Below are 24230 nucleotides of genomic sequence, written 5' to 3'. Positions count from 1 at the left end.
GGAGAAAATCTACAGTCTTTCGGGCATTGCGGATTCTCCCGGATACGACGCCGTCCTGTAGGAGCCGGCTGCCGGCGATTGCGATGTGATATTCACCACCGCCATCGCCGGCAAGCCGGCTCCCACAAGATCATGCTCAGTACTCGGTCTTGCCGGTGTGGTTGTTCAGCGAAATGACCTTGGTCTTGCCGATGCGGTGACGATAAATCTCGCGCAGGTACTTGATCGCCTTCTTCACGCAGTCGCGGGACAGGCGGATATCGTTGATCGAGACGAACTTTTCCTTGTCGTTGATCAGCTCGCGGTACTTCTTCTCGTACATCGGCTTGATCGCGTACCAGTTGGTGTCGAGGATTTTCGCCGGGTTTTCGAATTCATTGAGCAATTCATCAAGGCTGTCTTCGTCGAACTCATCGCGGGTGATGAAGTCCAGCATCGAGTTGTCCAGCGTATCGTCGAAGCGGTACGGGTTGCGCGCAAAGCAACGCTTGATAAAGGCCACGATCAACGTCAGGAAGTCGTCCGACAGGCACGGGCTCTTGGCGATCAGGGTGGTCAGCGACAGGTTTGCCGACGCGCCGATCACCAGGGCGTAACGCTTGAGCGTGGTATTGGGGAACAGGCTGTTGAGGTGAGTCTTGAGCCGGTTCAGGTCCATGTAGGACAGTTTGTAGTCCTTGGGCAGGGAGACGATCGAGACCACCGACGAGCAGTTCTTGAAAAAGTGCAGGTCGTGCAGCGCCGCCGCGTCGTAGCCCGAGGTCTTGTACTGGTCGAGGGCCGCGCGATAGCGCTTGGACTCGATCGGCAGGAGGCTGATGCCTTCGATGGCCTGGGTCACTTTGTTGAAGTGCGGCAGGTCGATGGAACGGAAGAACAGGTCGTCGATATTCAGCCGCTGAGGCTCTTTCTCGAACACTTTGAACTTGTCGCCGCTGGGCGTCGGCTGTTCCGGTACCACGGATTCGGCGTAGGCAATGGCTACCGGGCCGGCCAGACTCATAAACAGGTCGTTGGCATCCAGGCGAATGGTCTCGCCGATGTCGATGCCGGCACGCCGGAAATAGTTCTGGTCGTAGTCCGTGGTCACTGCCTGGGCGGTCAGGATGTTGAAAATCTGCTGGGAGATGTACTGGTTGGCGTGCTTCTCCATGGCATTGACATCAATGTTCTGGATGTTGCCGTCATCGCTTTCTTCGGCGTAGCGCATGATGTCGTTGGAGATCAGCATCATTGCGTTCCACGGGCGAATGCGGCCCATGACGCTGGCTTCACTGCTGTCCTCATTGTCGAAGTTGTAAGAGAAGTCCCATTCTTCGGACAGGTACTTGCAGAGCAGGCGACCGGCGTTGATGTGCAACGCTTCGGACATTTCACTGCGGTGGTCGGAAATGTTCGGCAGTACGCAGATACCACTGGTGAAGATTGGCTCGAACACGAAGGAGTGGCCGCTCTTGCTGTCGTGCTCGTCGGCCGGCTTGGTGTCGAAGGTCTTGTTCATGTAGGAGTATTGCTGGGCCAGGCCGAATTCCGAGGCCATGCCTGAGCCGGTGCCGCCGCCGGCACTGAAGATCGAGAAGTACAGGCGCGACTGGTTGGCCTTGATCCCGCAGGAGTCGATCAGGTACGAGTGGATCATCTTCCAGTCGGGGCTGGAGAAGCGCTGGGTGTCCTTGTTCAGGATGATCTTGGCCAGGTACTGGCCAAGGATCGGCGCGTTGCCCGCGCCACCGGCATGGACTTCCGACAGGTCCATGATCTTCATCTTGCTGTAGTCGCGGATAAAGCCGCTTTTTTCACCCTTGCGCGAGAAACGGATGCGCCCGGCGATGTCCTTGTCCAGGTCGCCGAGCATCACCAGCGGTTCTACCAGGAACACCGGCTTGGCGGATTTGTTCTGCACCAGGCGCAGGTTGTTGCGGATCCATTGCGCGGGACGATAGCCCTTGTCGCTGACCTTATCGTCGTTGTTGAACTCGTTGAGGTAGAACTTGCGCGCGTTGTACACCAGTTCCGCGACGTCCAGAGCAATGTTCGAGCCGCAACGACCCAGGCCGATCAGACACACGGACGGGAATTCCTGGTCGCGGCGTGCCTCGCTTTCGCCTTCGGCATGGGCTGAACGGGGGAACACCAGGTCGCGCAGGCCGTCGAGGTTGTCAAGGATGCGGTCGGTGTTGGTTTCGGTGAAGTACAGATACTGCTGGGTCGACAGCGGACGGGGAGTGGAATAGGCCTTGTAGGGTTTTTCCGCGACCGTTGGCAATGTCAGATCGGATACTGCGTTGGCTGGAATATTTTTAGAGGTCATTGTGCGCCATTTGCCTGGTCTGGTTCGGTCGTCGAAAGGATATCAACGCGCCATCACGGAATGAGAGATCGCGACTGTACCTCGCGATATTGGCTTGAGCGATAGGGTTTATCCCTAGGCTCCCCTAGGGGGGGATCCTTGTTTCCAATACCGAGGGATCGGCCAGAAATTGGCGTTCTTTAATTGACGGGGAACTTTTTATGAATTTTGGACTATCAGCGGGTTGAACGCGGTGCTGGGGAATTGCCGGCGCTGGTTGACTTGGCGCAGCACCGGCAACAGCTCCTCGAGTGGAGTCGGTCGGCTGAGCAGGTAGCCTTGGATATAGTCGCAGTTGTACTGCGCGAGGAACTCGTATTGCTGTTGGGTTTCGACGCCTTCGGTGACCACTTGCAGGTGCAGGGTGTGGGCCATGACGATGATCGCCTGGACGATTTCCATGTCCTGGGTCGATTTGGGAACGTCGAGGATGAACGAGCGATCGATCTTCAGGGTGTTGAGAGGCAGGCGCTTGAGGTAGGCCAGGGACGAATAGCCGCTGCCAAAATCGTCGATGGACAGTGACACGCCGAGGCTGCGGATCTGCCGCAACAGTTGCAGGGTGCTGGAGATGTTGCCCATCAGGGCATTCTCGGTGACCTCCAGCTCCAGGCGGTGGGGTGGCATGCCGGCGCCGCGCAGGATACTTTCGATTTCATCGGCCAGTTCTTCCCGTGCCAGGTTCAGGGCCGAGCAGTTCACCGCGATCTTCAATTCGTCGTAGCCGTGCTCTGAGAGCCAGGCCAGGTCCTCGCAGGCTTTGCGCATGACCCAGCTATCGAGTTCGGCGATCATTCCGTTGGCTTCGGCGATGCTGATGAAACGGTCGGGCGAGAGCAGTCCATGATGGGGGTGCTGCCAGCGCACCAGGGCTTCGAGTTTGGCGACCTGGCCGCTCTTGAGGTCGTATATCGGTTGGTAGTACAGGGCCAGGCCGCTGCCGTCACACAGGGCATGACGCAATTCTTCCTCGAGTTGCAGCTCCAGGGTGGCGCGGGTTCTCAGGTTGGAACTGAAGAAGTGCAGGCTGTTGCGCCCCGCGCCCTTGGACTGATAGAGCGCCAGGTCGGCGTTTTTCAGCAGTTCCTCGCAGGATTTGCCGTCATCGGGAAACACGCTGATGCCGATGCTGGTGGTCATGACCATACGTCGGCCGGCCAGTTCGATGGGGTCCTTCATTTTCAGCATGATGCGTTGGGCCATGTGCCGGGCTTCATCACGGTTGTGCAGGCCGATGAGGATGCAGAATTCATCGCCGCCAAAGCGTGCCACCACATCGTCGTGACTGCGGGTCGCGCTCTTGATATGCCCGGCGATGACCTTGAGCAGTTCGTCGCCGGCATCGTGGCCGAGGCTGTCGTTGATCCGCTTGAAGTGGTCGATATCGAGGAACATCACCGCCAGCATGCCGCCGCTGGTGCTGCGCTCCATCAGCCTTTCGGCGAAGAGCTGGTTGAAGCCGCGGCGGTTGATCAGGTTGGTCAGGGCGTCGTAGTGGGCCACTTGCGCCAGTGACAGGCGCGCCTGGTCCAGCTGGCTGAGCAGGGCATTGACCCGTCGCAAGTCGTGTTCCTTGTTTTGCAGTTTCTTGTCAGCCAGGGCCGCGCTGATGCTGCTGCCGATGATCAACAGGGCGATCAGGGCGATGGTCAGGCCCAATTGCAGGTGATTGTTGTCCGCTGGGGCGGGCAAGGCACTGCCCGCCGGCAGCATCAGGTGCAACGACCACATCCCGATAAAATGGGTGCTGAAGATTCCGGCGCCCATCACCAGGCTGGCAGTGTATTTGAGCAGTTGGTGAAAGATCCCGCTGCCGGTGCGAAAGCGCCGGGACAAGATCAGGGCCGCGAGGCTGGCGCCAACGGCCACCAGGACAGAAAGGCCGACCAGACCCGGGTTGTAGTACTGAACCGCGGGCGATTGCAATGCCGACATGCCGACATAGTGCATGGTCGCGATGCCCAACCCCATGAACAGCGCGGCGCGCAGGTACTGCGAGGGGCGTAGCTCGGCATACCCCAGGGTGTGCAGGGCCAGGAAGGACGCCAACAGGGCGATCAGCAGTGACGAGAGGGTGGTCGGCAGGTCGTATTGAATGTCGATGGGCGCCTGGAACGCCAGCATGCCGATGAAATGCATGGCCCAGATGCCGCCGGCCAGGCAGCAGGTGCCGACCCAGCGCCAGACCCGCTGTTGCGAAGGTTTTTCCGCATGGCCGACACGCTCGGCCATGTCCAGCATGGCAAAAGACGCCGCGCAGGCGACCAGATAAGCCAGCAGGACCAGCAACGGATTGTGGCTGCAATTGAGCAGAAGCTGCTCGGTCTCGGGAAGCTCGTTAACAAAATGCAAACCCAGCCATTCCATAGCATGCCCCACTTGACGCCTTGGACTACCGGTGCGCCCGGCACCGACCAATGCGTTGCAGTATAGAGGCTGACTTCAGGCTGCAAGGGGGCATGGCACAGTGATGCCAATGATTTGGGAATGACCTAAATAGCGATGGGGACTAAAAAACCGGCCTGTTCCGGCTCCAGTGGTGGCAGTCCGGCCGCAGCCCGGGCCTTGTCGCAGTACTCGTTGTGCACGCCGTCGACCCATGAAGCCTCGAACTCCCGGCAGGTGCTCGAGCGTTGGTGGTAGATCGAGCAACTGACCTGCTCGCCGACTTTGCCCTCAAGGGCGGTGCAGCGCGGGGCGCGGCTTTCGGTGCCGAGCATGGCCACATGGTTGACGCCGACCTGGGTGACCAGTTCGTCGGGCACCAGGCCACCGGCCGAGGCGCATTCTCCCCAATAGAAAGACACGCGGAAATACGCACAGCAGGCACCACAATTCAGACACGGATTAGCGTCGGGCATGGAAGGTCACGGAGAAAGTGGGGGGAGGAGAACGGTGGCTATTCTAGGCTTCGGCCCGGGCTTTGGAAGGTATTTTTTTGGCATCATCTTTGCCGGCATCCCGGTCCGCGGCAATAAGGCACCGGGGCAGGGCGCGCAGGGCATTGCCGGGTATCAGCGCCACGAATGGTGGCAGACAGCCCGGGCGCCGCTCACTAGATTGAGGGCTCCGGGCTCAACGCGTCTGGCGGGCAGGCCCCTATAACAATAAAAGAGACGGACCCCATGCAGAACTCGACCCAAGCGGCGAATGCCTGGCGCATTCTGTTCCTGTTGTTCCTCGCCAACCTCTTCAACTTCTACGACCGCACCCTGCCTGCGATCATCATCGAGCCGATCCGCATGGAGTGGCATCTGAGCGACTTCCAGATCGGCATCATCGGCACTGCGTTCACCATTGTCTATGCCATTGCCGGCCTGCCCCTGGGGCGGATGGCCGACAACGGCTCGCGCAGCAAACTGATGGGCTGGGGCCTGGCGGTCTGGAGTGGGCTGACGGCCGCGAACGGCCTGGTGGGCAGTTTCGCGACCTTCCTGCTGGTGCGCATGGGCGTCGGTATCGGCGAGGCCGCTTATGCGCCAGCCGCCAACTCGCTGATCGGCGATCTGTTCCCGGCGCACCGCCGGGCGCGGGCCATGGGCATCTTCATGCTGGGCTTGCCGCTGGGGCTGGTGCTGGCGTTCTTCACCACCGGGGCCATGGTCAAGGCTTTCGACAGCTGGCGCGCGCCGTTCTTTATCGCGGCGGTACCAGGGTTGCTGCTGGCGGGGTTTATGTTCTTTATCAAGGAGCCCAAGCGCGGCGCGGCGGAAACGGTGAAGGTGTCCCAGGAGAAGGTCGACCGTCCGGTGCGCCGCCTGATGGCGATCCCGACGTTTCTCTGGCTGGTGCTGGCCGGGCTGACCTTCAACTTCGCCACCTACGCCTGCAACTCGTTTCTGGTGCCGATGTTGCAGCGTTATTTCCTTATGCCCTTGCAGGAAGCCGCGGTGGCGACCGGTTTGATTGTCGGGGTCACCGGGTTGGTCGGGTTGACGTTGGGCGGTTGGGTCGCGGACAAGCTGCACCAGCGTATTGCCAATGGCCGGCTGTTGTTCGCCGCGGTGAGCCTGGTGATCTCGACGCTGACCACCGGTTGGGCGCTGCATGCCGGGCGCATCGAGATCGGTGTGTTCGTGGCGGTGTTCAGTGTCGGTTGGCTGTTTGCCTACAACTTCTATACCTGTGTTTATACGGCCATCCAAGACGTGGTCGAGCCGCGGCTGCGGGCGACGGCGATGGCCGTGTACTTTGCCGGATTATATCTGTTGGGCGGTGGTTTGGGGCCGGTGGTGGTCGGTTTGCTGTCCGATCACTTTGCCCATGCGGCGATGCTGGCGGCGGGGGCCGAGCAGATGAGCGAGGTCTTCAAGGCTGTCGGGCTGCATGATGCGATGTACCTGATTCCGGGAGCCTTGTTGTTGACGCTGGCGTTTCTGTTCCAGGCGGCGCGGTGTTTCAGCAAGGATGCGCAGCGTATGCGCGAAGGGATGGCCGCGGATGCACCGGGTGTGGCGCCTGTGACCGCCTGATATTCAGGTAGACCGAGTCGCGCCCTTCGCGGGCAAGCTCCGCTCCCACAGTATCGGGGGCGTTCTTCTGTTTTGTGTACGGCCTAAAACTGTGGGAGCGGAGCTTGCCCGCGAAAGGGCCCTCAAGAGCGCCGACTCCCACAGTATCGGGGGCGTTCTTCTGTTTTGTGTACGGCCTAAAACTGTGGGAGCGGAGCTTGCCCGCGAAAGGGCCCTCAAGAGCACCGACTCCCACAGTATCGGGGGCGTTCTTCTGTTTTGTGTACGGCCTAAAACTGTGGGAGCGGAGCTTGCCCGCGAAAGGGCCCTCGAGAGCACCGACTCCCACAGTATCGGGGGCGTTCTTCTGTTTTGTGTATGGCCTAAAACCGTGGGAGCGGAGCTTGCCCGCGAAAGGGCCCTCGAGAGCGCCGACCCCCACAGTATCGGGGGCGTTCTTCTGTTTTGTGTACGGCCTAAAAACTGTGGGAGCGGAGCTTACCCGCGAAAGGGCCCTCGAGAGCGCCGACCCCCACAGTATCGGGGGCGTTCTTCTGTTTTGTGTATGGCCTAAAACTGTGGGAGCGGAGCTTGCCCGCGAAAGGGCCCTTAAGAGCGCCGACTCCCACAGTATCGGGGGCGTTCTTCTGTTTTGTGTACGGCCTAAAAACTGTGGGAGCGGAGCTTGCCCGCGAAAGGGCCCTCAAGAGCGCCGACCCCCACAGTATCGGGGGCGTTCTTCTGTTTTGTGTACGGCCTAAAACTGTGGGAGCGGAGCTTGCCCGCGAAAGGGCCCTCAAGAGCGCCGACTCCCACAGCGACGGGTTAGATCAACCCGCCACCAACACCCGAATCGCTTCGAGGCGCAGTGCGGCTTTTTCCAGCATGGCCAGGCCCTGTTCACGTTGTTGACGCAACGCCGCCAGTTCGCTGTCACGCACGCTCGGATTGACCGCCTGCAACGCCGTCAGGCGCGCCAGCTCTTCATCGGTATCCGCCGCCAGGCGCCGTTGAGCCTCGGCCACGCGTTCGGCGTGACGCGGTGCGATCTTGGCTTCACCGGCGTTGATCTTCGGCGTCAGGCTGTCGCGCTGGGCCTGGATGAACTTGTTGGCGCTGGCCCGTGGCACGCTTTCCAACTGATCGTTCAAGGTTTCGAACGCCACCCGGGTCGACAGGTCGTTGCCATTGGCATCCAGCAGGCAGCGCAACGCCGCCGGCGGCAGGTAGCGGCCCAGTTGCAGCGAGCGCGGCGCGACCACTTCGCTGACATAGAGCAGCTCCAGCAGTACGGTGCCGGGCTTGAGCGCCTTGTTCTTGATCAGCGCCACGGCGGTGTTGCCCATCGAGCCGGACAGCACAAGATCCATACCGCCCTGCACCATCGGGTGTTCCCAGGTAATGAACTGCATGTCTTCGCGCGACAGCGCCTGGTTGCGGTCATAGGTGATGGTCACGCCTTCGTCGTCGCCCAGCGGGAAGCTGGCGTCGAGCATCTTCTCGCTCGGCTTGAGGATCAGGGCGTTTTCCGAATGGTCTTCGCTGTCGATGCCGAAGGCGTCGAACAGGGTTTCCATATAGATAGGCAGGGCGAACTGGTCGTCCTGCTCATGGATTGCCTCGACCAACGCGTCACCTTCGCCGGCGCCACCGGAGTTGAGTTCCAGCAGACGGTCGCGACCGGTGTGCAGCTCGGCTTCCAGGCGCTCGCGCTCGCCGCGGGCTTCGTCGATCAGCGCTTGCCACTGGCCGTCATCGGCGTTTTCCAGCAATGGCAGCAGGCGTGGGCCGAACTGCTGCTGCAGGGCGTTACCGGTCGGGCAGGTGTTGAGGAAGGCGTTCAGCGCTTCGTGGTACCACTGGAACAGACGCTCTTGCGGGCTGGTCTGCAGGTACGGCACGTGCAGTTCGATCACGTGTTTCTGGCCGATCCGGTCGAGACGGCCGATGCGCTGCTCCAGCAGGTCCGGGTGGGACGGCAGGTCGAACAGCACCAGGTGGTGGGAGAACTGGAAGTTGCGACCTTCACTGCCGATTTCCGAGCAGATCAGCACCTGGGCGCCGAACTCTTCGTCGGCGAAGTAGGCGGCGGCGCGGTCGCGTTCGAGGATATTCATGCCCTCGTGGAACACCGTGGCCGGAATGCCGGAGCGCACGCGCAGGGCATCTTCCAGATCCATGGCGGTTTCGGCATGGGCGCAGATCACCAGGACCTTGGTGCGCTTGAGCATTTTCAACTGGTCGATCAACCACTCGACGCGCGGGTCGAAGCGCCACCAGCGGGCTTCGTCGTCGGTGTCCGGCTGGGCCTGGAAGCTGACTTCCGGGTACAGCTCGGCGTGTTCGCCCAACGGCAGTTCGAGGTATTCGTCCGGGCACGGCAGCGGGTAGGCGTGCAGCTTGCGCTCCGGGAAACCTTGCACGGCGGCGCGGGTGTTGCGGAACAGCACGCGGCCGGTACCGTGGCGGTCGAGCAGCTCGCGCACCAGACGGGCGCTGGCATCGCTGTCGCCAGCGTTGACGGCGGCCAGCAGGGCCTCGCCTTCGTCACCGAGGAAACCCAGGATGGTCTTGTGCGCGGCAGGCGACAGACGGCCTTTGTCCAGCAGTTCCTGGACGGCTTCGGCCACCGGGCGATAGTTCTCGCTCTCGGCGCGGAAGGCCTTGAGGTCATGGAAGCGGTTCGGGTCGAGCAGGCGCAGACGGGCGAAGTGGCTGTCCTGGCCCAGTTGTTCCGGGGTCGCGGTCAGCAGCAGGACGCCGGGAATGGTCTCGGCCAGTTGTTCGACCAGAGCGTATTGCGGGCTGACCTGGTCTTCGTGCCAGACCAGGTGGTGGGCTTCGTCGACCACCAGCAGGTCCCAGCCGGCGGCGAACAGCGCATCCTGGGCCTTCTCGTCTTCCACCAGCCACTCCAGGGCCACCAGGGCCAACTGGGTGTCTTCGAACGGGTTGCTGGCATCGCTCTCGATAAAACGTTCGGCGTCGAACAGCGCGACCTGCAGGTTGAAACGCCGGCGCATTTCCACCAGCCACTGGTGCTGCAGGTTCTCCGGCACCAGGATCAGCACGCGGTTGGCGCGGCCCGAGAGCAACTGGCGATGGATCACCAGGCCGGCTTCGATGGTCTTGCCCAGGCCTACTTCGTCGGCCAGCAAGACCCGTGGTGCGATGCGGTCGGCCACTTCCCGGGCAATGTGCAACTGGTGGGCGATCGGTTGCGCGCGCACGCCACCCAGGCCCCAAAGCGAGGATTGCAACTGGCGGCTGGTGTGTTCCAGGGTGTGGTAGCGCAGCGAGAACCAGGCCAGCGGGTCGATCTGCCCGGCGAACAGGCGGTCGCTGGCCAGGCGGAACTGGATGAAGTTCGACAGCTGGGTTTCCGGCAGCGTGACGGCTTCGTTCTGTGTGTTGAGGCCGTGATAGACCAGCAATCCGTCGACATCGTCGACTTCCCGCACGGTCATCTTCCAACCTTCGAAGTGGGTGATGGTGTCGCCCGGCGAGAACCTCACGCGGGTCAGGGGCGCATTCCGTAGCGCATACTGGCGGGTGTCGCCAGTGGCCGGGTAGAGCACGGTCAACAAGCGGCCGTCCTGTGCCAGAACGGTGCCTAAACCCAACTCCGCTTCGCTGTCACTGATCCAGCGTTGCCCCGGTTGATACTGCTGCGCCATGCTGCCTGACTCCCGCCTTGAAAAAGCCGACTATGTTAACGGAATCGACGCTTTCAGGCTAAAAGAAGCTCACAAATACCGCGCTTTTAGCGAGCATCCCGCCTTTAGTAGGTGCAAGACCTGAAAGAAAGGGTAGCTCATCGGCATCTCGGGCACCTTTGTCTGTTAATCCGGTCACAGTTTGACCATCCTGGGCTCAAGTCGCCGAGCACGCCGCCGACAGCCTGACGACAGGAGAATGCCATCATGCTGCCACCGATACTGCCCTTGAGTGTCGTACCGATCACGTCCCAGACGGATCCGATTCGACCGCGACCGGACATTCCCCCCGTGGTGCCGGTGCAACAAAGCTCCAATGAGAGCACCATCGACCTGCAAAAGCGTGACCCGGACGAGGCCGGCTGGTTGCTGCGCGAAGAACAGCGGCGCCAGCAGGAACAGCAACAGCGCCGCCGCGAAGCCGATGACGACCCTGAGTTGCACCTGGCCGTCCCGGGCGATGAGTTGAATGCCGACAACACCGTACCGGTGGTGGCGCTGATGGAAGATCAGCCGCGTCAGGGACTGCTGGTGGACGTCGAGGTCTGACGGCGCTCGCTGGCCAGTGCTCGCAGGGCCTGGAGCAAGGTGTCGATTTCCTCCACGGTATTGAGATGGCTGATGGCGATCCGTGCAATGGCCGACAGACCCCGAACCTGCATGTCCAGCGGCGTATAAGCGGTGCCATTGGCCCCCAGGTTGATGCCGCTTTCGGCCAGCCGCTGTTTCAATTCAAAAACGTCCCAACCTTCCAGCGTGAACGCAATCAGCCCTGATTGTTGTCCGGGCAGGCCCAGGTCGCACAGCGCCAGGCCGCTGATCTGCCCCAGTGCCTGGCGCAGTGGCTGGCTCAATGCCTGGATTCGCTGGTAGATGTGCTCGATCCCCAGCTCCACGGCTTCTTTCAGCGCATTCGCCAGTCCAGCCAGTAGCGCCAGGGAGACTTCGCTGGTTTCAAAGCGGCGGGCATCGTTGCGTAGGGTGAAGGTGTGACCGTCCCAGGGTGCCGAGAGCACATCGAGTTGGGCCGGCCTGAGTCGTGCCAGGAATTCCGGGCGTATATACAGCAGTGCGGTTCCCCTCGGACCGCGGAGGAACTTGCGGGCGGCGCCCTTGAGCACATCGCAGCCCAGGGCCTGGACATCGCAGGGCAGTTGGCCCAGTGCTTGTCCGGCATCGATGAAGTAGGCAATGCCATGTCGCCGCGCCACTTCGCCGATGGCGCGGGCCGGGTTGATCAGGCCACCGTTAGCCGGCAGCCAGGTCAGGGCGATCAGCTTCACGCGTGAATCGAGCATCCGCTCCAGGGCGGCCACCGACACCGCGCCGCTCTCGTCACAGGGGATCACCTCGAGCCGGGCACCGGACTGCAGGGCTTGAGTCATGCAGGCCAGGTTGCCGCCCCATTCATGCCGTCCCACCAGGATCCGATCGCCCGCGTGCCAGCCCCCCAGGGCGTTGAATGCCATGCCCCAGGCCGCCGAGCCGCTACTGGTAAAGGCGATGGCGGCGCTGTCGGTGCCGAGCAGTCGGGCCGCCCAGTGGCGCGCCTCTTCCTGCAATCTGGTCCCTTCGATGGCGGCTTCCATGGGGCCGATTGTCGCTTCGCGCTGTAGTTGCGCGCTGATGGCGTCCAGCGTGGCCTGGCTGGGCAGGGAGGCGCCGGCGTGATTGAAATGGATCATCCGGGCGCAGCCGGGCGTGGCGGCGCGCAGTTGGAGGATTTCCTCAGCCAGTGGAACATTCATGGGTGCAGCTCGAAAATCGCATCGATTTCCACGGCAACACCGCTGGGCAGGCTGGCGACACCGATGGCGGTACGTGCATGGCGGCCCTTGTCGCCGAGGGCATTGACCAGCAGATTGGAAGCGCCGTTGGCCACGACTCCCTGGCGCTGGAAGTCGGCGCTGCTGGCGACAAAGACACCCAGGCGGACGATCCGCACCAGGCGCGACAGATCATCGTCAAGGGCGTGGCCCAGTTGCGCCAGCAGGCCGAGCGCGGCAAGTTCCGCGGCCTGCGCGCCTTGGACTTCGTCCAGGCTGTCGCCCAGGCGTCCGACAAAGGCCGGCTTGCCGTCTCGCAGGGGAATCTGTCCGGAAATGAACAGCTGGTTCTGGCTGACGACGTAGTTCACATAGTTGGCGATCGGCTGCCCCGGTTGCGGCAGGGTCAGGTCCAGCTGGGCCACTCGGTCGGACAGGGAATGATTCATTGGGCAAACCTCCGGGAAAGAGGCTTGAGCATGCTGGGCCGGCGGTAGATCGACAAACGCATAGATTCAATCCGACGTATCCAGATAACTCATGTGTCGGCGGCGCTGCACTGCTCCAGCAGCCACTCGCAGAAGCATTCCGCGGCGGGGCTCGATGTATTGTTCGGTTTGACCAGCCAGTAGCCGATCGCGCTTTCAAAGGCTGGCTGGTCGAAGGCATTCACCAGTACACCCTCCTTGAGGCGGCGTTCGATCAGGCGCTGGCGCCCCATGGCGATACCTTGCCCGGCGATGGCCGCTTCGACCACGATGTTGTAGTCGTGGAGCATGACGCGGGGGTAGTGCTGAACGTCGAGACGATAGTGGCGGGACCAGTCGATCCATTCGAATGGTTGCGGTGCCTGTGACATGAGCAATGGGCCGTGCTCGATGCCCGCCGCCTTGAAGGCCGGGCTACAGACCGGAAAGAGGCGTTCGCCCATCAAGCGTACGGCGTTGACATGGGGCCAGCCACCTTTGCCATAGCGGATCGCCAGGTCCACCTCGGCGCCGGCCACATCGGCCAGTTGGATCGTGGGTTTCAGCTCGACCCTGATCTGCGGGTGGCGAAGGCCGAAATCGGTCAGGCGCGAGGCCAACCAGAGGGTGGCGAAGGAGGCCAATAGGCCAATGCGCAGCACCTGGTTTGGTCGGGGCAAGCTGAGCTGGCGGGTGGCCTGGGCGATCTGCTCCAGGGCCGGGCGGATTTGCTGGTAGTACTGGTCGCCATCCTCTGTGAGATCAATGGCGCGAGTACGTCGGATAAACAGCTGTCTCTGCAGATGCTGCTCGAGTTTCTGCACCTGGTGGCTGATCGCGCTTTGACTGACGCACAGCTCATCGGCGGCCTTGATAAAGCTCAGGTGGCGGGCCACGGCCTCGAAGGCGCGTAGGGCCATCAACGGCGGCAGATCCTGGTGCAACGCCACTTCGGCTCTCCTTTGCATTGGGTCAGGTCAGGGATTGTGCTGGGAAAGCGCGGGACTGCCCAGGCCTTGTTGAGCCTGAGGTCTGGATAACCGGCTGACTTGCCCGCATTATTAGCCCATAGCGCGTGTTGAAGGTTGCCGATAGGGGCTCTTTGATAGAATTCGACGGATAGCGATGTAATCTGACCATGAACCAAGATGACAAGTTGATCGACCTTAATACCGAACGGGCCAAGCGTGTCCATGACCTCAATGAAAAACGCCTGAATGAAGTTCGCCAGGCATTCGAGCAAGCCCTGCCGTTGGGCAAGGGCAAGAAAAAACCGAAGAACAAGCCGAAAAAACGCTGATACCCCCACTGATTCTTGATATGGATCAGTTATTCCCCTTCTCCCGCGCCCTGCCTTGGGCGGCATTGACCTTGGTCAATTTTTCACTGTGCCTGCTGGGCTAACTTAGCTCCATCGCAACAAGGCAAGTGCAGGAGGCCAATCATGTTCTTCGATAACGTGGTGATCGCCGGAGTGCTGACTGTAGGCCTCATGGTGATGTTCTTCGCCGGTTTTGGATTTTTTATCTGGAAAGACTCACATAAACGGAAAAAACCGTAGAGCTTCCAGGGAACGAGCACGCAAGGCATTTTGGGCGACTTCGGTCGCCCTTTTTTTTGCTGTTTTTTCAGAGATTGCCGGCGTTGGAACAGGTATTGGATCGTGGTTCCCAGTCATACTTGGAAATAAAAAAGGTGCGGTCCCGACAGGAGCGCACCTTTTTTCGTTACCCGTCCGGAATCAGCTGCCGAGTACCTTTGTCGCCAGCCAGAACAGACAGGCGGACAAGCCGATGGTCATTGGCAGGGTCAGCAGCCAGGCCAGCAGGATGGTCTTGATGGTGCTGCCTTGCAGGCCGCTCTTGCTGGCAATCATGGTCCCGGCCACACCCGACGACAACACATGGGTGGTCGAGACGGGCAGGGCGACGATGTTCGCCAGGGCGATCAAGCCGGCGGTGGTGATTTGCGCCGACATGCCCTGGGCATAGGTCATGCCCTGCTTGCCGATCTTCTCGCCGATGGTCATGACCACCCGCTTCCACCCGATCATGGTGCCCAGCCCCAGGGCCAGCGCCACCGCCATGATCACCCAGAACGGTGCGTATTCGGTGGTAGTGGTCAGGTCCTTGCGCAGTTTCTCCAGGTCAGACTTTTCACGAGAGTCCAGGCCCGGCAACTTGCTGACTTGCTTGGCGGTATCATCCAGGCAGAGCAGGTCGCGACGCACTTCAATGCGCTTGTCCGGCGACAGCGAATGGTAGTCGGTCACGCCCGTGAGATTGCTCATCAGGGCGTTGATGTTCGCTTCGGTCCGTTGCGGATTGCAGCGGAACTTGCCCGGCAGGTCGTCGGCTACGTTCTTGCCCAGGGCGAGGAATTCGCTCAGGGTTGCGTTGTTACGCTGATAGAACTGGCTCAGGTGCAGGGTCGCGTCGCGGGTGCGCTCGATCTGATACGTGGTGGTGCTCAGGTCGAGGACGAACTGCGCCGGGACGATACCGATGAGCACCAGCATGATCAGGCCGATGCCTTTCTGGCCATCGTTGGAGCCGTGCACGAAACTCACGGCCATGGCGGAGATCACTAGCACCAGGCGGTTCCAGAACGGCGGGTGCTTCTTGTCGTCGATCTTGCGCCGCTGTTCCGGGGTTTTGTGCATCTTGGACTGCGGACGCCACCATTTCAGGCCGACCAGTATCAGGCCCGCCACCAGCAAGCCGGCAATCGGCGAGAAGATCAGCGAGGCGCCGATATCGACCGCCTTTTGCCAGTTCACCCCTTCGCTCACGGGAATGCCATTGAGCAGGGCATTGGCCAGGCCGACACCGAGGATCGAGCCGATCAGGGTGTGGGAACTGGAGGCCGGGATACCGAAGTACCAGGTGCCCAGGTTCCAGGCGATGGCTGCCGCCAGCAGTGAAAACACCATGGCCAGGCCATGTCCGGTGTTGACGTTGATCAGCAGCTCGACCGGCAGCAGGTGGACGATTGCATAGGCGACGCCGACCCCGCCCAGCAGCACGCCGAGGAAGTTGAACACACCGGAAAAGAACACCGCCAGATGAGGTGGCATGGCTTTGGTGTAGATAACGGTGGCCACCGCGTTAGCGGTGTCATGAAAGCCGTTGATGAACTCGAAGCTGAGGACAAAGGCCAGGGCGAGCACCAGGCTCACAAGCACCCAGGCATCCAGTCCGCTGAATAAATCGATCATGAAGGTTTTCTGACCCGGTCATAAGGGGGCGCGATTATGCCAGAAAACTTTCAGGTGAGGGCCTGCCTGACACCATTTGACCTGAGTGGGTGGTCAGGACCGACGATTGACATGCGGATGGCGCAAGTCTTGGTGTCCGGCGGGCCAGGCATTGTCCGGGTAGGAAAGGCCTGGCGGCGAAGGGCGAGGCCCTGCGAGGTCCAATGCCGATAAGCCTAAGGCTCTTCGGCCTTGAGTTCCTTTTCCATCTTTTGCAGTTCCTGGGTAAAGGCCTGGTCCAGAAGACTGGCTCGTTTGCGCCAGGGTTTGCGTTCCGGATCGGGTTGCGCGGCGTAGGTGGTGACAGCCCCGCCGTAAACATCCTTGTAACGTTGTTCCTGGCGCTCAAGTTCCGCGCGCAGTTCGTCTTTCGTCACAGTACTACCTAATTTGAGTTGAGTTATTGTGTTCCATTAAACACAACCGCCCTGATGAGACGTTCAATCCCGGGCTTGAGCGCTGAGAGTCGGAACCCTTGTCGGGCCGGACGGCCTTGAGGTCGTCCAGGGTATTATAGCGGTCGGTTTGACTGACACTATCGCGAAGATAAGGGAATTCGTCAACTTTGTTGATGAGTTTTGTGATGTAGGAGTTTTTAACTGTAACTTAAGGACGAGGTAAGCGCTGCCTGTTTTTTGACGACAGTTATCAATTCAAGTTGCAGTGCAATAAGCCCGATACTTGCAAGTACAATCCCGGATCTGTTGACGCGCCGCTGTTCAATGTCCTGCTCGACGCCTTGCGCATGAGCGCCAGGGGAAAAAAAACGGCCTCACTTCGTGGGTGAGGCCGGACCGACGCAATCTTCCCGGTGGGTACCTGACCAGTATCCCGGGAAAGCCGCGGCGGCGCGTCCAAGGTATAAGCTGCGGCGATCAGGGTCAATTGCGATTATCGGCCATTGGTTCGATAATCGCACAAAGTTGAGTGGCCCCGGCTTGTCTATCCGCCGGGCCCGGCCTGTAATGGGCCTCCGCGGCAGACAAGGAATTTGTAATGAACGACCAACTGCGTGACGCCTTCACCTCCGTGGCTCCGCCCATCGTGGCCTCGCCGGCCAAGCGTATCCAGGCGTTTACCGGTGACCCCGACTTCATGACTTCGCTGGCCCGTGGCCTGGCGGTAGTCCAGGCGTTCCAGGAGCGCAAGCGGCACCTGACCATTGCACAGATCAGCCACCGCACGGAAATTCCGCGGGCGGCGGTGCGACGTTGCCTGCATACCTTGATCAAGCTCGGTTACGCCACCACCGACGGACGGACCTATTCGCTGCTGCCCAAGGTGTTGACCCTGGGGCACGCCTATCTGTCGTCCACGCCCCTGGCGGTGTCGGCGCAGCCCTATCTGGACCGTATGAGCGAGCAGTTGCACGAAGCCTGCAACATGGCGACCCTGGAGGGCGACGACATCCTCTACATCGCCCGTTCCGCCACCACCCGGCGGCTGATCTCAGTCGATCTATCGGTGGGTGGCCGCCTGCCGGCCTATTGCACGTCGATGGGCCGAATCCTCCTGGCGGCGCTGGACGATGCTTCCTTGCACGAATATCTCGAGCACGCCGACCTGCAGGCCAAGACCAGCCGGACCCTGCATACCCCCGAGGCCCTGCTCGAATGCCTGCAACAGGTTCGTCGGCAGGGCTGGTGCATCGTCGATCAGGAACTGGAGCAAGGTTTGCGCTCGATTGCCGTGCCGGTCTACGACGCTTCCGGGCAAGTGCTGGCGGCGCTGAACGTCAGTGCTCATGCCGGGCGTGTCAGCTGCAGCGAGTTGGAGCAACGTTTTCTGCCGAGCATGCTCAAGGCCAGTCGCGAGCTGAGTGCGCAGTTGTTTTCCTGAGTACAGGAGGCGGCGTTTTCCCAAATGAAGCCTTTGAAGGATAAACGGTAGCTTGCAAACAATTCGTTCGATTATCGAACAGTTAATCGATTATCGGATTGTTTGAGCGCCGAACCCCGGCTTACCCTGAGCTCATCACGGCGCTGAACCTCGCGCCACCCCTCAGGTATGTTGAAACCGGGAGTCTGCACCCATGGCTGAAATCCTTTCGCTGCATGACGCGGTGAAGCAGTTCGTCAACGACGGCGATACCGTCGCGCTCGAAGGCTTCACCCATCTGATTCCGATGGCGGCGGGTCATGAAATCATTCGTCAGGGCAAGAAAAACCTGACGCTGGTGCGCATGACACCCGACCTGGTCTATGACCAGCTCATCGGTGCCGGTTGCGCCCGCAAGCTGATCTTCTCCTGGGGGGGTAATCCTGGTGTGGGTTCGTTGCACCGCCTGCGCGATGCCGTCGAGAAGCACTGGCCGCATCCGCTGGAAATCGAAGAGCACAGCCATGCCGACCTGGCCAACGCTTATGTGGCCGGTGCCTCCGGCTTGCCGTTCGCGGTCCTGCGGGCCTACGCCGGCTCCGACCTGCCGAAGGTCAATCCGCTGATCAAGACGGTCACCTGTCCGTTCACCGGTGAAGTGCTGGCCGCCGTACCTTCGGTACGCCCTGATATCACCGTGATCCATGCCCAGAAAGCCGACCGCAAGGGCAATGTGCTGCTCTGGGGGATTCTCGGCGTGCAGAAGGAAGCGGCCCTGGCGGCCAAACGTTGCATCGTCACCGTCGAGGAAATCGTCGACGACCTGCAGGCGCCGATGAACGCCTGCGTCTTGCCGACCTGGGCCCTGAGTGCCGTGTGCCATGTCCCCGGCGGTGCCCACCCGTCCTACGCCCATGGTTATACCGAGCGTGACAACCGTTTCTACCAGGCCTGGGACCCGATCGCCCGCGACCGTGCAACCTTTACCGCCTGGATCGACGAGTACATCCATGGCACCGCGAACTTCGCCGAGTTCCAGAGCAAACTGGCCCACGCTTCGGAGGTTAAGTAATGACCTACACCACCAACGAAATGATGACGGTGGCCGCTGCCCGCTGCCTGAAGAACGGCTCGGTCTGCTTCGTCGGCATCGGCCTGCCGTCCAAGGCCGCCAACCTGGCACGCCTGACCTCGTCGCCGGACGTGGTGCTGATCTACGAGTCGGGTCCGATTGGCGCCAAGCCCAGCGTACTGCCGCTGTCCATCGGTGACGGCGAACTGGCGGAAACCGCCGATACGGTGGTGCCGACCGGCGAGATCTTCCGCTACTGGCTACAAGGCGGGCGCATTGATGTCGGCTTTCTCGGCGCGGCCCAGGTCGACCGTTTCGGCAATATCAACACCACGGTGGTCGGCGACTATTTCTCGCCCAAGGTCCGTTTGCCTGGTGCCGGTGGCGCGCCGGAAATCGCCGGCTCGGCGAAAAGTGTGCTGATCATCCTCAAGCAGTCAGCACGTTCCTTCGTCGACAAGCTGGACTTCATCACCTCGGTCGGTCACGGTGAAGGCGGCGACTCGCGCAAACGCCTGGGCCTGCCGGGTGCGGGACCGGTGGGGATCATCACCGACCTGTGCATCATGGAGCCGCAAGCCCCCAGCCACGAGTTCGTGGTGACTGCATTGCACCCGGGGGTGACCCGCGAACAAGTGATCGCCGCCACCGGCTGGGCCGTGCGCTTTGCCGATCAGGTCGCGGTCAGCGATGTTCCCAGCGAGACCGAACTGAACGCCTTGCGCGACCTCGAAGCCCGCACCGCCGCGGCCCATGGCCAAACCCCCGGAGAAGCATGATGCGCGATGTCTTTATCTGTGACGCCATTCGTACTCCCATCGGTCGCTTCGGCGGCGGTCTGGCCGGTGTGCGCGCCGACGACCTGGCGGCGATCCCGATCAAGGCGCTGATGGCGCGGAACCCGTCGGTGAACTGGGGCGAGGTCGATGAGGTGTTTCTCGGCTGCGCCAACCAGGCCGGCGAGGACAATCGCAACGTCGCGCGCATGGCACTGTTGCTGGCAGGCTTGCCGGAGACGGTGCCCGGCGTGACCCTCAATCGCCTCTGCGCCTCGGGCATGGACGCCATCGGTACCGCGTTCCGCGCCATCGCCAGTGGCGAGATGGAGCTGGCGATTGCCGGCGGCGTCGAGTCGATGTCCCGGGCGCCCTTCGTGATGGGCAAGGCGGACGCGGCGTTCTCGCGCAGTATGAAACTGGAAGATACCACCATCGGCTGGCGCTTTATCAACCCGCTGATGAAGGCGCAATATGGTGTCGATGCGATGCCACAGACCGCTGACAACGTCGCGCACGACTATCAGGTCTCCCGCGCCGACCAGGATGCTTTTGCCCTGCGCAGCCAGCAGCGCACGGCTGCCGCCCAGGCCGCCGGTTTCTTCAATGAAGAAATCGTGCCGGTGCGTATCGCCCACAAGAAAGGCGAGACCGTGGTCGAGCATGATGAGCATCCTCGAGCGGATACGACGCTGGAGACCCTGTCCCGGCTCAAGCCCGTCAACGGCCCGGACCAGACCGTCACCGCCGGCAATGCATCCGGTGTCAATGATGGCGCCGCCGCGCTGATCCTGGCGTCTGCCGAAGCGGTGAAAAAGCATGGCCTGACAGCCCGTGCGCGGGTGCTTGGCATGGCCAGCGCGGGCGTTGCGCCCCGGGTCATGGGGATCGGTCCGGTACCGGCGGTGCGCAAGTTGACCGAGCGCCTGGGGCTGGCCGTCAGCGACTTCGACGTGATCGAACTGAACGAAGCCTTTGCCAGCCAGGGCCTGGCGGTGCTGCGTGAACTGGGCATCGCTGACGATGCGCCGCAGGTCAACCCGAACGGCGGCGCCATTGCTTTGGGGCATCCGCTGGGCATGAGCGGCGCACGCCTGGTGCTGACCGCACTCCATCAGTTGGAAAAGAGCGGTGGCCGCAAGGGGCTGGCGACCATGTGCGTCGGCGTCGGCCAGGGACTGGCGTTGGCGATTGAGCGGATCTGAGCGCCACTGGCAACAAAACAGGCGCCCGTATGACTGCCACGCACGGTCATTCGGGCGATTGTTCTTGCAAAGCAGGTCTGTTGCAAAGTATGTCTAAACTGCAACTTACCTCCTTCGAGTGATGAAACATGACAACAACAACGATGCCGTACACCCCCGAAGAACGTAACAAAAGGATTTTTGCGATTGTCGGTGCTTCTTCCGGCAATCTGGTCGAGTGGTTCGACTTCTACGTCTACGCCTTCTGCGCGATCTACTTCGCCCCGGCGTTTTTTCCCTCCGGCGACCCTACGGCGCAGTTGCTCAATACCGCCGGGGTGTTCGCCGCCGGCTTTCTGATGCGGCCCATCGGTGGCTGGCTGTTCGGCCGCGTGGCCGACAAACATGGCCGCAAGAACTCGATGATGATCTCGGTGCTGATGATGTGCGGCGGCTCGCTGGTCATCGCTTTCCTGCCGACCTACGCGGCCATCGGTGCCTGGGCGCCGTTTCTGCTGCTGGTAGCGCGGCTGTTCCAGGGGCTGTCGGTGGGCGGCGAATACGGCACCACCGCCACCTATATGAGTGAGGTGGCCTTGCGCGGCCAGCGTGGCTTCTTCGCTTCGTTCCAGTACGTGACCTTGATCGGCGGTCAGTTGCTGGCGGTGTTGGTCCTGGTGATCCTGCAGCAGTTCCTCAGTGAACCGGAACTCAAGGCCTGGGGCTGGCGGATTCCGTTTGTGATCGGCGCCATCGCGGCGTTGATCTCGCTGTTGCTGCGTCGCGCCCTGAAGGAAACCACCAGCAAGGAAACCCGCCAGGACAAGGATGCCGGCAGCATTCGGGCGTTGTTCCGCGATCACAAGGCAGCCTTCATTACCGTGCTCGGCTACACCGCCGGCGGCTCGCTGATTTTCTACACCTTCACCACGTACATGCAGAAGTACCTGGTGAACACCGCCGGCATGACGGCCAAGACTGCCAGTTTCATCATGACCGCCGTGCTCTTCCTCTATATGTGCATGCAGCCGTTGTTCGGCTTGCTCTCGGACCGTATCGGCCGGCGTAACAGCATGCTCTGGTTCGGCGCCCTCGGGACCTTGTGTACCGTACCGATCCTGCTGACCCTGAAAACCGTGACCAGTCCGTTTCTGGCCTTTGTGCTGATCACCCTGGCACTGGCGATCGTCAGTTTCTATACCTCTATCAGTGGCCTGGTCAAAGCCGAGATGTTCCCGGTCCAGGTTCGCGCACTGGGCGTGGGCCTGGCCTATGCGGTGGCGAATGCGCTCTTCGGCGGCTCGGCGGAATACGTGGCCCTGAACCTGAAGTCGGTGGGGATGGAAAACGTCTTCTACTGGTATGTGACGGCGATGATGGTCGTCGCCTTTCTGTTCAGCCTGCGCCTGCCGAAAGAAGCGGCCTATCTGCACCACGATCATTGAGTGGTTCGCGCGCCTTTTTATGGGCGCGCATGACCCGAGCAATCAGCGGGCAATACATTGGTTTTTTACTTGAAGGAGATGAACGTGGGGTTCGTACGACTTGCCGAGGGTGAACTGCATTACCAGCTTGAAGGTCCCGCCGAGGCTCCGGTGCTGGTGCTGTCCAACTCGCTGGGGACTGAATTGGGGATGTGGGACACCCAGATGCCGGCGTTTGCCGAGCACTTTCGGGTTTTGCGCTACGACACCCGCGGCCATGGTCGTTCGCTGGTCACGCCGGGACCTTACAGCATCGAGCAACTGGGGCTTGACGTCCTGGCGTTGCTCGACGCGCTGCGGATCGAGCGGGCGCATTTCTGCGGCCTGTCCATGGGGGGGCTGATCGGCCAGTGGCTGGGGATCAACGCCGGCCATCGCCTGCATCGGCTGATTGTTTGCAATACGGCGGCGAAGATCGGCGATGCGGCCGGCTGGGATTCTCGGATCGAAGCCGTTTCGACGGGGGGGCAGGCAGCAATGCTGGCCCTGCGCGACGGGGCAGTCTCACGCTGGTTCACCCCGGCGTTTGTCGAGGCACACCCGGATCGGGTCAAGCCGATCACCGAGATGCTCGCCGCCACCTCGCCCGAGGGTTATGCGGCCAACTGCTGTGCGGTGCGCGATGCGGATTTTCGCGATCAATTGGCGCAGATCCAGCTGCCGCTGCTGGTGATTTCCGGCACCGAGGATGCGGTGACGCCGCCTTCGGGCGGGATCTTTATCCAGCAGCACGTCGAAGGTGCTGAATACGCCGAGTTCCATGCCGCGCATCTGTCCAACGTGGAGGCCGGCGACGGCTTCAGCCAGCGGGTAGTGGACTTCCTGTCCGCCAAGGGGTGACGTGTTCCGAGTGAAATCCTTCTCTTTTAGATGAAACTTTCACTACGGCCTGAACGCCTTCCCGGATGTTGTGCTCTGATAAGGGCGATGGCCCTTCTGCCATTGCCTTGATCCGGACCCGCCCAATTCCATGAAGTCGTTTGCTGCATTGCTGTCAGGCCTTGTGATCGCCACGAGCCTTGCCGGTTGCATCGGTCCGCCGATGCCCCTGACCCCACAAACCGAACAAGCCCTGCGCTCGCAGCCGCCGATCCGTTTTCTGCTGACCTTCGATGACGGTCCCAACGCCTCGAGTTTCTGGAACCCGACGGCCTCGGTGCTCGATGACTTGGCGCACAACCCGATCGAGCCTGGGATCAAGGCGATATTTTTCGTCCAGACCCGTGCCACCCGTGCGGGTAACAGCGATATCGGGCGTGCGCTGATGCATCGCGAGCATGCCGAAGGGCATATCCTCGGCTTTCATACCGCGACCCCCTCGCACACCAATCACCGCTCTTTGAGCCCGGAAGAACTGGAGCAGTCGCTCAACGATGGCAGTGCCGACATTGCGGCGATCACCGGTGCGCCGCCGACGATCCTGCGCCCGCCGTTCTGGAACTACGACAAGCGCACCTTCGCCGCCTACCAGCGGCATGGCCTGCACGTGTTGTTGACCGACCTGAGTGCCAACGACGGTAAGGTCTGGGGGATCACCGCCAGCCCGCAGCGGCGGGCCAACCTGCTCAAGCACCTGGCCGAAGTCCGCGAGCAGATCGCTCGTGGCGAAATGCCAGTGGTCGATGGGGTGATTCCGGTGGTAGTGACCTTTCACGACCTCAATCGCTACACCGCCCGGCATATGCAGGAATACCTGCAGATCCTGATGGACTGCGCCCGTGACACCGGTGTGCGGACGGCCGAGCAGCCTTTCTATACCGATAGCTCGGCCTTGCTGCGAGCGATCATGGCGCGCACGGTGCATGACAGTTCCGTGCCTGTGCACCTGCCGGGGTTCTGGAATTGGTGGTGGGACGGTGATTCGCACTAGCGCGAGCAGAGTTGTCCAGG

Annotated in this window: 20 protein-coding genes; 11 read left to right on the top strand and 9 right to left on the bottom strand. The window is 61.5% G+C overall.

Going from position 1 to position 24230, the window contains the following annotated elements; all coding sequences use genetic code 11:
- Positions 1-136: 136 nt before the first annotated feature.
- The 3 genes from M5B99_RS22245 to M5B99_RS22235 all read right to left on the bottom strand — a co-directional run bounded on the left by M5B99_RS22245 (position 137) and on the right by M5B99_RS22235 (position 5211).
- Entirely contained in the window at positions 137-2311 is a 2175-nt protein-coding gene (locus M5B99_RS22245) for a hypothetical protein (protein ID WP_248806014.1), read from the bottom strand.
- A 198-nt stretch (positions 2312-2509) separates the two neighbouring features.
- Positions 2510-4717 carry a putative bifunctional diguanylate cyclase/phosphodiesterase gene (locus M5B99_RS22240; RefSeq protein ID WP_248806013.1) on the bottom strand — a complete coding sequence of 736 codons (2208 nt, stop codon included), beginning with the start codon at positions 4715-4717 and terminating at the stop codon, positions 2510-2512.
- 125 nt (positions 4718-4842) lie between these two features.
- Entirely contained in the window at positions 4843-5211 is a 369-nt protein-coding gene (locus M5B99_RS22235; RefSeq protein ID WP_248806012.1) for a YkgJ family cysteine cluster protein, read from the bottom strand.
- Between the two features lie 264 nt (positions 5212-5475).
- Between M5B99_RS22235 and M5B99_RS22230 the strand changes: the two genes are divergently transcribed.
- A complete protein-coding gene (locus tag M5B99_RS22230) occupies positions 5476-6822 on the top strand; it encodes a spinster family MFS transporter (RefSeq protein ID WP_248806011.1) in 1347 nt (448 codons plus the stop codon).
- A gap of 809 nt (positions 6823-7631) precedes the next feature.
- On the opposite strand, the gene rapA is transcribed toward M5B99_RS22230, so the two are convergent.
- On the bottom strand, positions 7632-10478 hold the full coding sequence (rapA, locus tag M5B99_RS22225) for an RNA polymerase-associated protein RapA (protein ID WP_248806010.1): 2847 nt from the start codon (positions 10476-10478) through the stop codon (positions 7632-7634).
- 246 nt (positions 10479-10724) lie between these two features.
- On the opposite strand from rapA, the gene M5B99_RS22220 reads away from it, so the two are divergent.
- Positions 10725-11066, top strand: coding sequence for an aspartate-semialdehyde dehydrogenase (locus tag M5B99_RS22220; protein ID WP_248794528.1), 342 nt, complete (start codon positions 10725-10727; stop codon positions 11064-11066).
- Here the strand turns inward: M5B99_RS22220 and M5B99_RS22215 are convergent.
- From M5B99_RS22215 to M5B99_RS22205, 3 genes are all read right to left on the bottom strand, one after another.
- Positions 11036-12265 (bottom strand): aminotransferase class V-fold PLP-dependent enzyme, encoded by a 1230-nt coding sequence (locus M5B99_RS22215; RefSeq protein WP_248806009.1) that lies wholly within the window; start codon positions 12263-12265, stop codon positions 11036-11038. The genes M5B99_RS22220 and M5B99_RS22215 overlap by 31 nt on opposite strands.
- Positions 12262-12732: a RidA family protein gene (locus tag M5B99_RS22210; protein WP_248806008.1), complete on the bottom strand. Its 471-nt coding sequence runs from the start codon at positions 12730-12732 to the stop codon at positions 12262-12264. Before M5B99_RS22210 ends, M5B99_RS22215 begins: the two co-directional genes overlap by 4 nt.
- Before the next feature lie 89 nt (positions 12733-12821).
- Positions 12822-13700, bottom strand: coding sequence for a LysR substrate-binding domain-containing protein (locus tag M5B99_RS22205; RefSeq protein WP_248806007.1), 879 nt, complete (start codon positions 13698-13700; stop codon positions 12822-12824).
- A gap of 188 nt (positions 13701-13888) precedes the next feature.
- Here M5B99_RS22205 and M5B99_RS22200 point away from each other — a divergent pair, with 188 nt between their 5' ends.
- Entirely contained in the window at positions 13889-14050 is a 162-nt protein-coding gene (locus tag M5B99_RS22200; protein ID WP_248806006.1) for a hypothetical protein, read from the top strand.
- Positions 14051-14194: 144 nt separating this feature from the next.
- Positions 14195-14311: a cytochrome c oxidase subunit CcoM gene (gene ccoM / locus M5B99_RS30065; RefSeq protein ID WP_017127681.1), complete on the top strand. Its 117-nt coding sequence runs from the start codon at positions 14195-14197 to the stop codon at positions 14309-14311.
- 180 nt (positions 14312-14491) lie between these two features.
- Here ccoM and M5B99_RS22195 read toward each other — a convergent pair whose 3' ends face one another.
- A complete protein-coding gene (locus tag M5B99_RS22195; protein WP_248806005.1) occupies positions 14492-15967 on the bottom strand; it encodes an inorganic phosphate transporter in 1476 nt (491 codons plus the stop codon).
- A gap of 215 nt (positions 15968-16182) precedes the next feature.
- Positions 16183-16383, bottom strand: a complete 201-nt coding sequence (locus M5B99_RS22190) for a hypothetical protein (RefSeq protein ID WP_040064907.1) — start codon at positions 16381-16383, stop codon at positions 16183-16185.
- 619 nt (positions 16384-17002) lie between these two features.
- Here M5B99_RS22190 and pcaR point away from each other — a divergent pair.
- The 7 genes from pcaR (at position 17003) to M5B99_RS22155 (ending at position 24210) form a co-directional block, all read left to right on the top strand.
- Positions 17003-17845: a pca regulon transcriptional regulator PcaR gene (gene pcaR, locus M5B99_RS22185; protein WP_248806004.1), complete on the top strand. Its 843-nt coding sequence runs from the start codon at positions 17003-17005 to the stop codon at positions 17843-17845.
- Between the two features lie 193 nt (positions 17846-18038).
- Complete coding sequence (locus tag M5B99_RS22180) at positions 18039-18896, top strand: CoA transferase subunit A (protein WP_248806002.1); 858 nt, start codon at positions 18039-18041, stop codon at positions 18894-18896.
- Positions 18896-19675: a CoA-transferase subunit beta gene (locus M5B99_RS22175; RefSeq protein ID WP_248806001.1), complete on the top strand. Its 780-nt coding sequence runs from the start codon at positions 18896-18898 to the stop codon at positions 19673-19675. Before M5B99_RS22180 ends, M5B99_RS22175 begins: the two co-directional genes overlap by 1 nt.
- Positions 19672-20877, top strand: a complete 1206-nt coding sequence (gene pcaF / locus M5B99_RS22170) for a 3-oxoadipyl-CoA thiolase (RefSeq protein ID WP_248806000.1) — start codon at positions 19672-19674, stop codon at positions 20875-20877. The genes M5B99_RS22175 and pcaF overlap by 4 nt, the downstream gene beginning before the upstream one ends.
- A 128-nt stretch (positions 20878-21005) precedes the next feature.
- The gene (locus tag M5B99_RS22165; protein WP_248805999.1) at positions 21006-22301 is read left to right on the top strand and encodes an MFS family transporter; all 1296 of its coding nucleotides are present in this window, start codon (positions 21006-21008) and stop codon (positions 22299-22301) included.
- An 84-nt stretch (positions 22302-22385) separates the two neighbouring features.
- Positions 22386-23180 carry a 3-oxoadipate enol-lactonase gene (gene pcaD, locus M5B99_RS22160; protein WP_248805998.1) on the top strand — a complete coding sequence of 265 codons (795 nt, stop codon included), beginning with the start codon at positions 22386-22388 and terminating at the stop codon, positions 23178-23180.
- 130 nt (positions 23181-23310) lie between these two features.
- Positions 23311-24210 (top strand): polysaccharide deacetylase family protein, encoded by a 900-nt coding sequence (locus tag M5B99_RS22155; RefSeq protein WP_248805997.1) that lies wholly within the window; start codon positions 23311-23313, stop codon positions 24208-24210.
- The last annotated feature ends 20 nt before the right edge of the window (positions 24211-24230 follow it).

It is taken from the genome of Pseudomonas sp. MWU13-2100 (genome assembly GCF_023242365.1).
Classification (GTDB): Bacteria; Pseudomonadota; Gammaproteobacteria; order Pseudomonadales; family Pseudomonadaceae; genus Aquipseudomonas.
This window is presented reverse-complemented; position numbering and strand designations above follow the sequence as displayed.

Coding starts and splice junctions, on each gene's coding strand:
- rapA (WP_248806010.1), bottom strand. CDS start 10,478: ATGGCGCAGCAGTATCAACCGGGGCAACGCTGGATCAGTGACAGCGAA.
- M5B99_RS22155 (WP_248805997.1), top strand. CDS start 23,311: ATGAAGTCGTTTGCTGCATTGCTGTCAGGCCTTGTGATCGCCACGAGC.
- M5B99_RS22165 (WP_248805999.1), top strand. CDS start 21,006: ATGACAACAACAACGATGCCGTACACCCCCGAAGAACGTAACAAAAGG.
- M5B99_RS22200 (WP_248806006.1), top strand. CDS start 13,889: ATGAACCAAGATGACAAGTTGATCGACCTTAATACCGAACGGGCCAAG.
- M5B99_RS22220 (WP_248794528.1), top strand. CDS start 10,725: ATGCTGCCACCGATACTGCCCTTGAGTGTCGTACCGATCACGTCCCAG.
- M5B99_RS22235 (WP_248806012.1), bottom strand. CDS start 5,211: ATGCCCGACGCTAATCCGTGTCTGAATTGTGGTGCCTGCTGTGCGTAT.
- M5B99_RS22215 (WP_248806009.1), bottom strand. CDS start 12,265: ATGAATGTTCCACTGGCTGAGGAAATCCTCCAACTGCGCGCCGCCACG.
- M5B99_RS22230 (WP_248806011.1), top strand. CDS start 5,476: ATGCAGAACTCGACCCAAGCGGCGAATGCCTGGCGCATTCTGTTCCTG.
- M5B99_RS22175 (WP_248806001.1), top strand. CDS start 18,896: ATGACCTACACCACCAACGAAATGATGACGGTGGCCGCTGCCCGCTGC.
- M5B99_RS22210 (WP_248806008.1), bottom strand. CDS start 12,732: ATGAATCATTCCCTGTCCGACCGAGTGGCCCAGCTGGACCTGACCCTG.
- ccoM (WP_017127681.1), top strand. CDS start 14,195: ATGTTCTTCGATAACGTGGTGATCGCCGGAGTGCTGACTGTAGGCCTC.
- M5B99_RS22180 (WP_248806002.1), top strand. CDS start 18,039: ATGGCTGAAATCCTTTCGCTGCATGACGCGGTGAAGCAGTTCGTCAAC.
- M5B99_RS22195 (WP_248806005.1), bottom strand. CDS start 15,967: ATGATCGATTTATTCAGCGGACTGGATGCCTGGGTGCTTGTGAGCCTG.
- pcaR (WP_248806004.1), top strand. CDS start 17,003: ATGAACGACCAACTGCGTGACGCCTTCACCTCCGTGGCTCCGCCCATC.
- M5B99_RS22240 (WP_248806013.1), bottom strand. CDS start 4,717: ATGGAATGGCTGGGTTTGCATTTTGTTAACGAGCTTCCCGAGACCGAG.
- M5B99_RS22245 (WP_248806014.1), bottom strand. CDS start 2,311: ATGACCTCTAAAAATATTCCAGCCAACGCAGTATCCGATCTGACATTG.
- pcaF (WP_248806000.1), top strand. CDS start 19,672: ATGATGCGCGATGTCTTTATCTGTGACGCCATTCGTACTCCCATCGGT.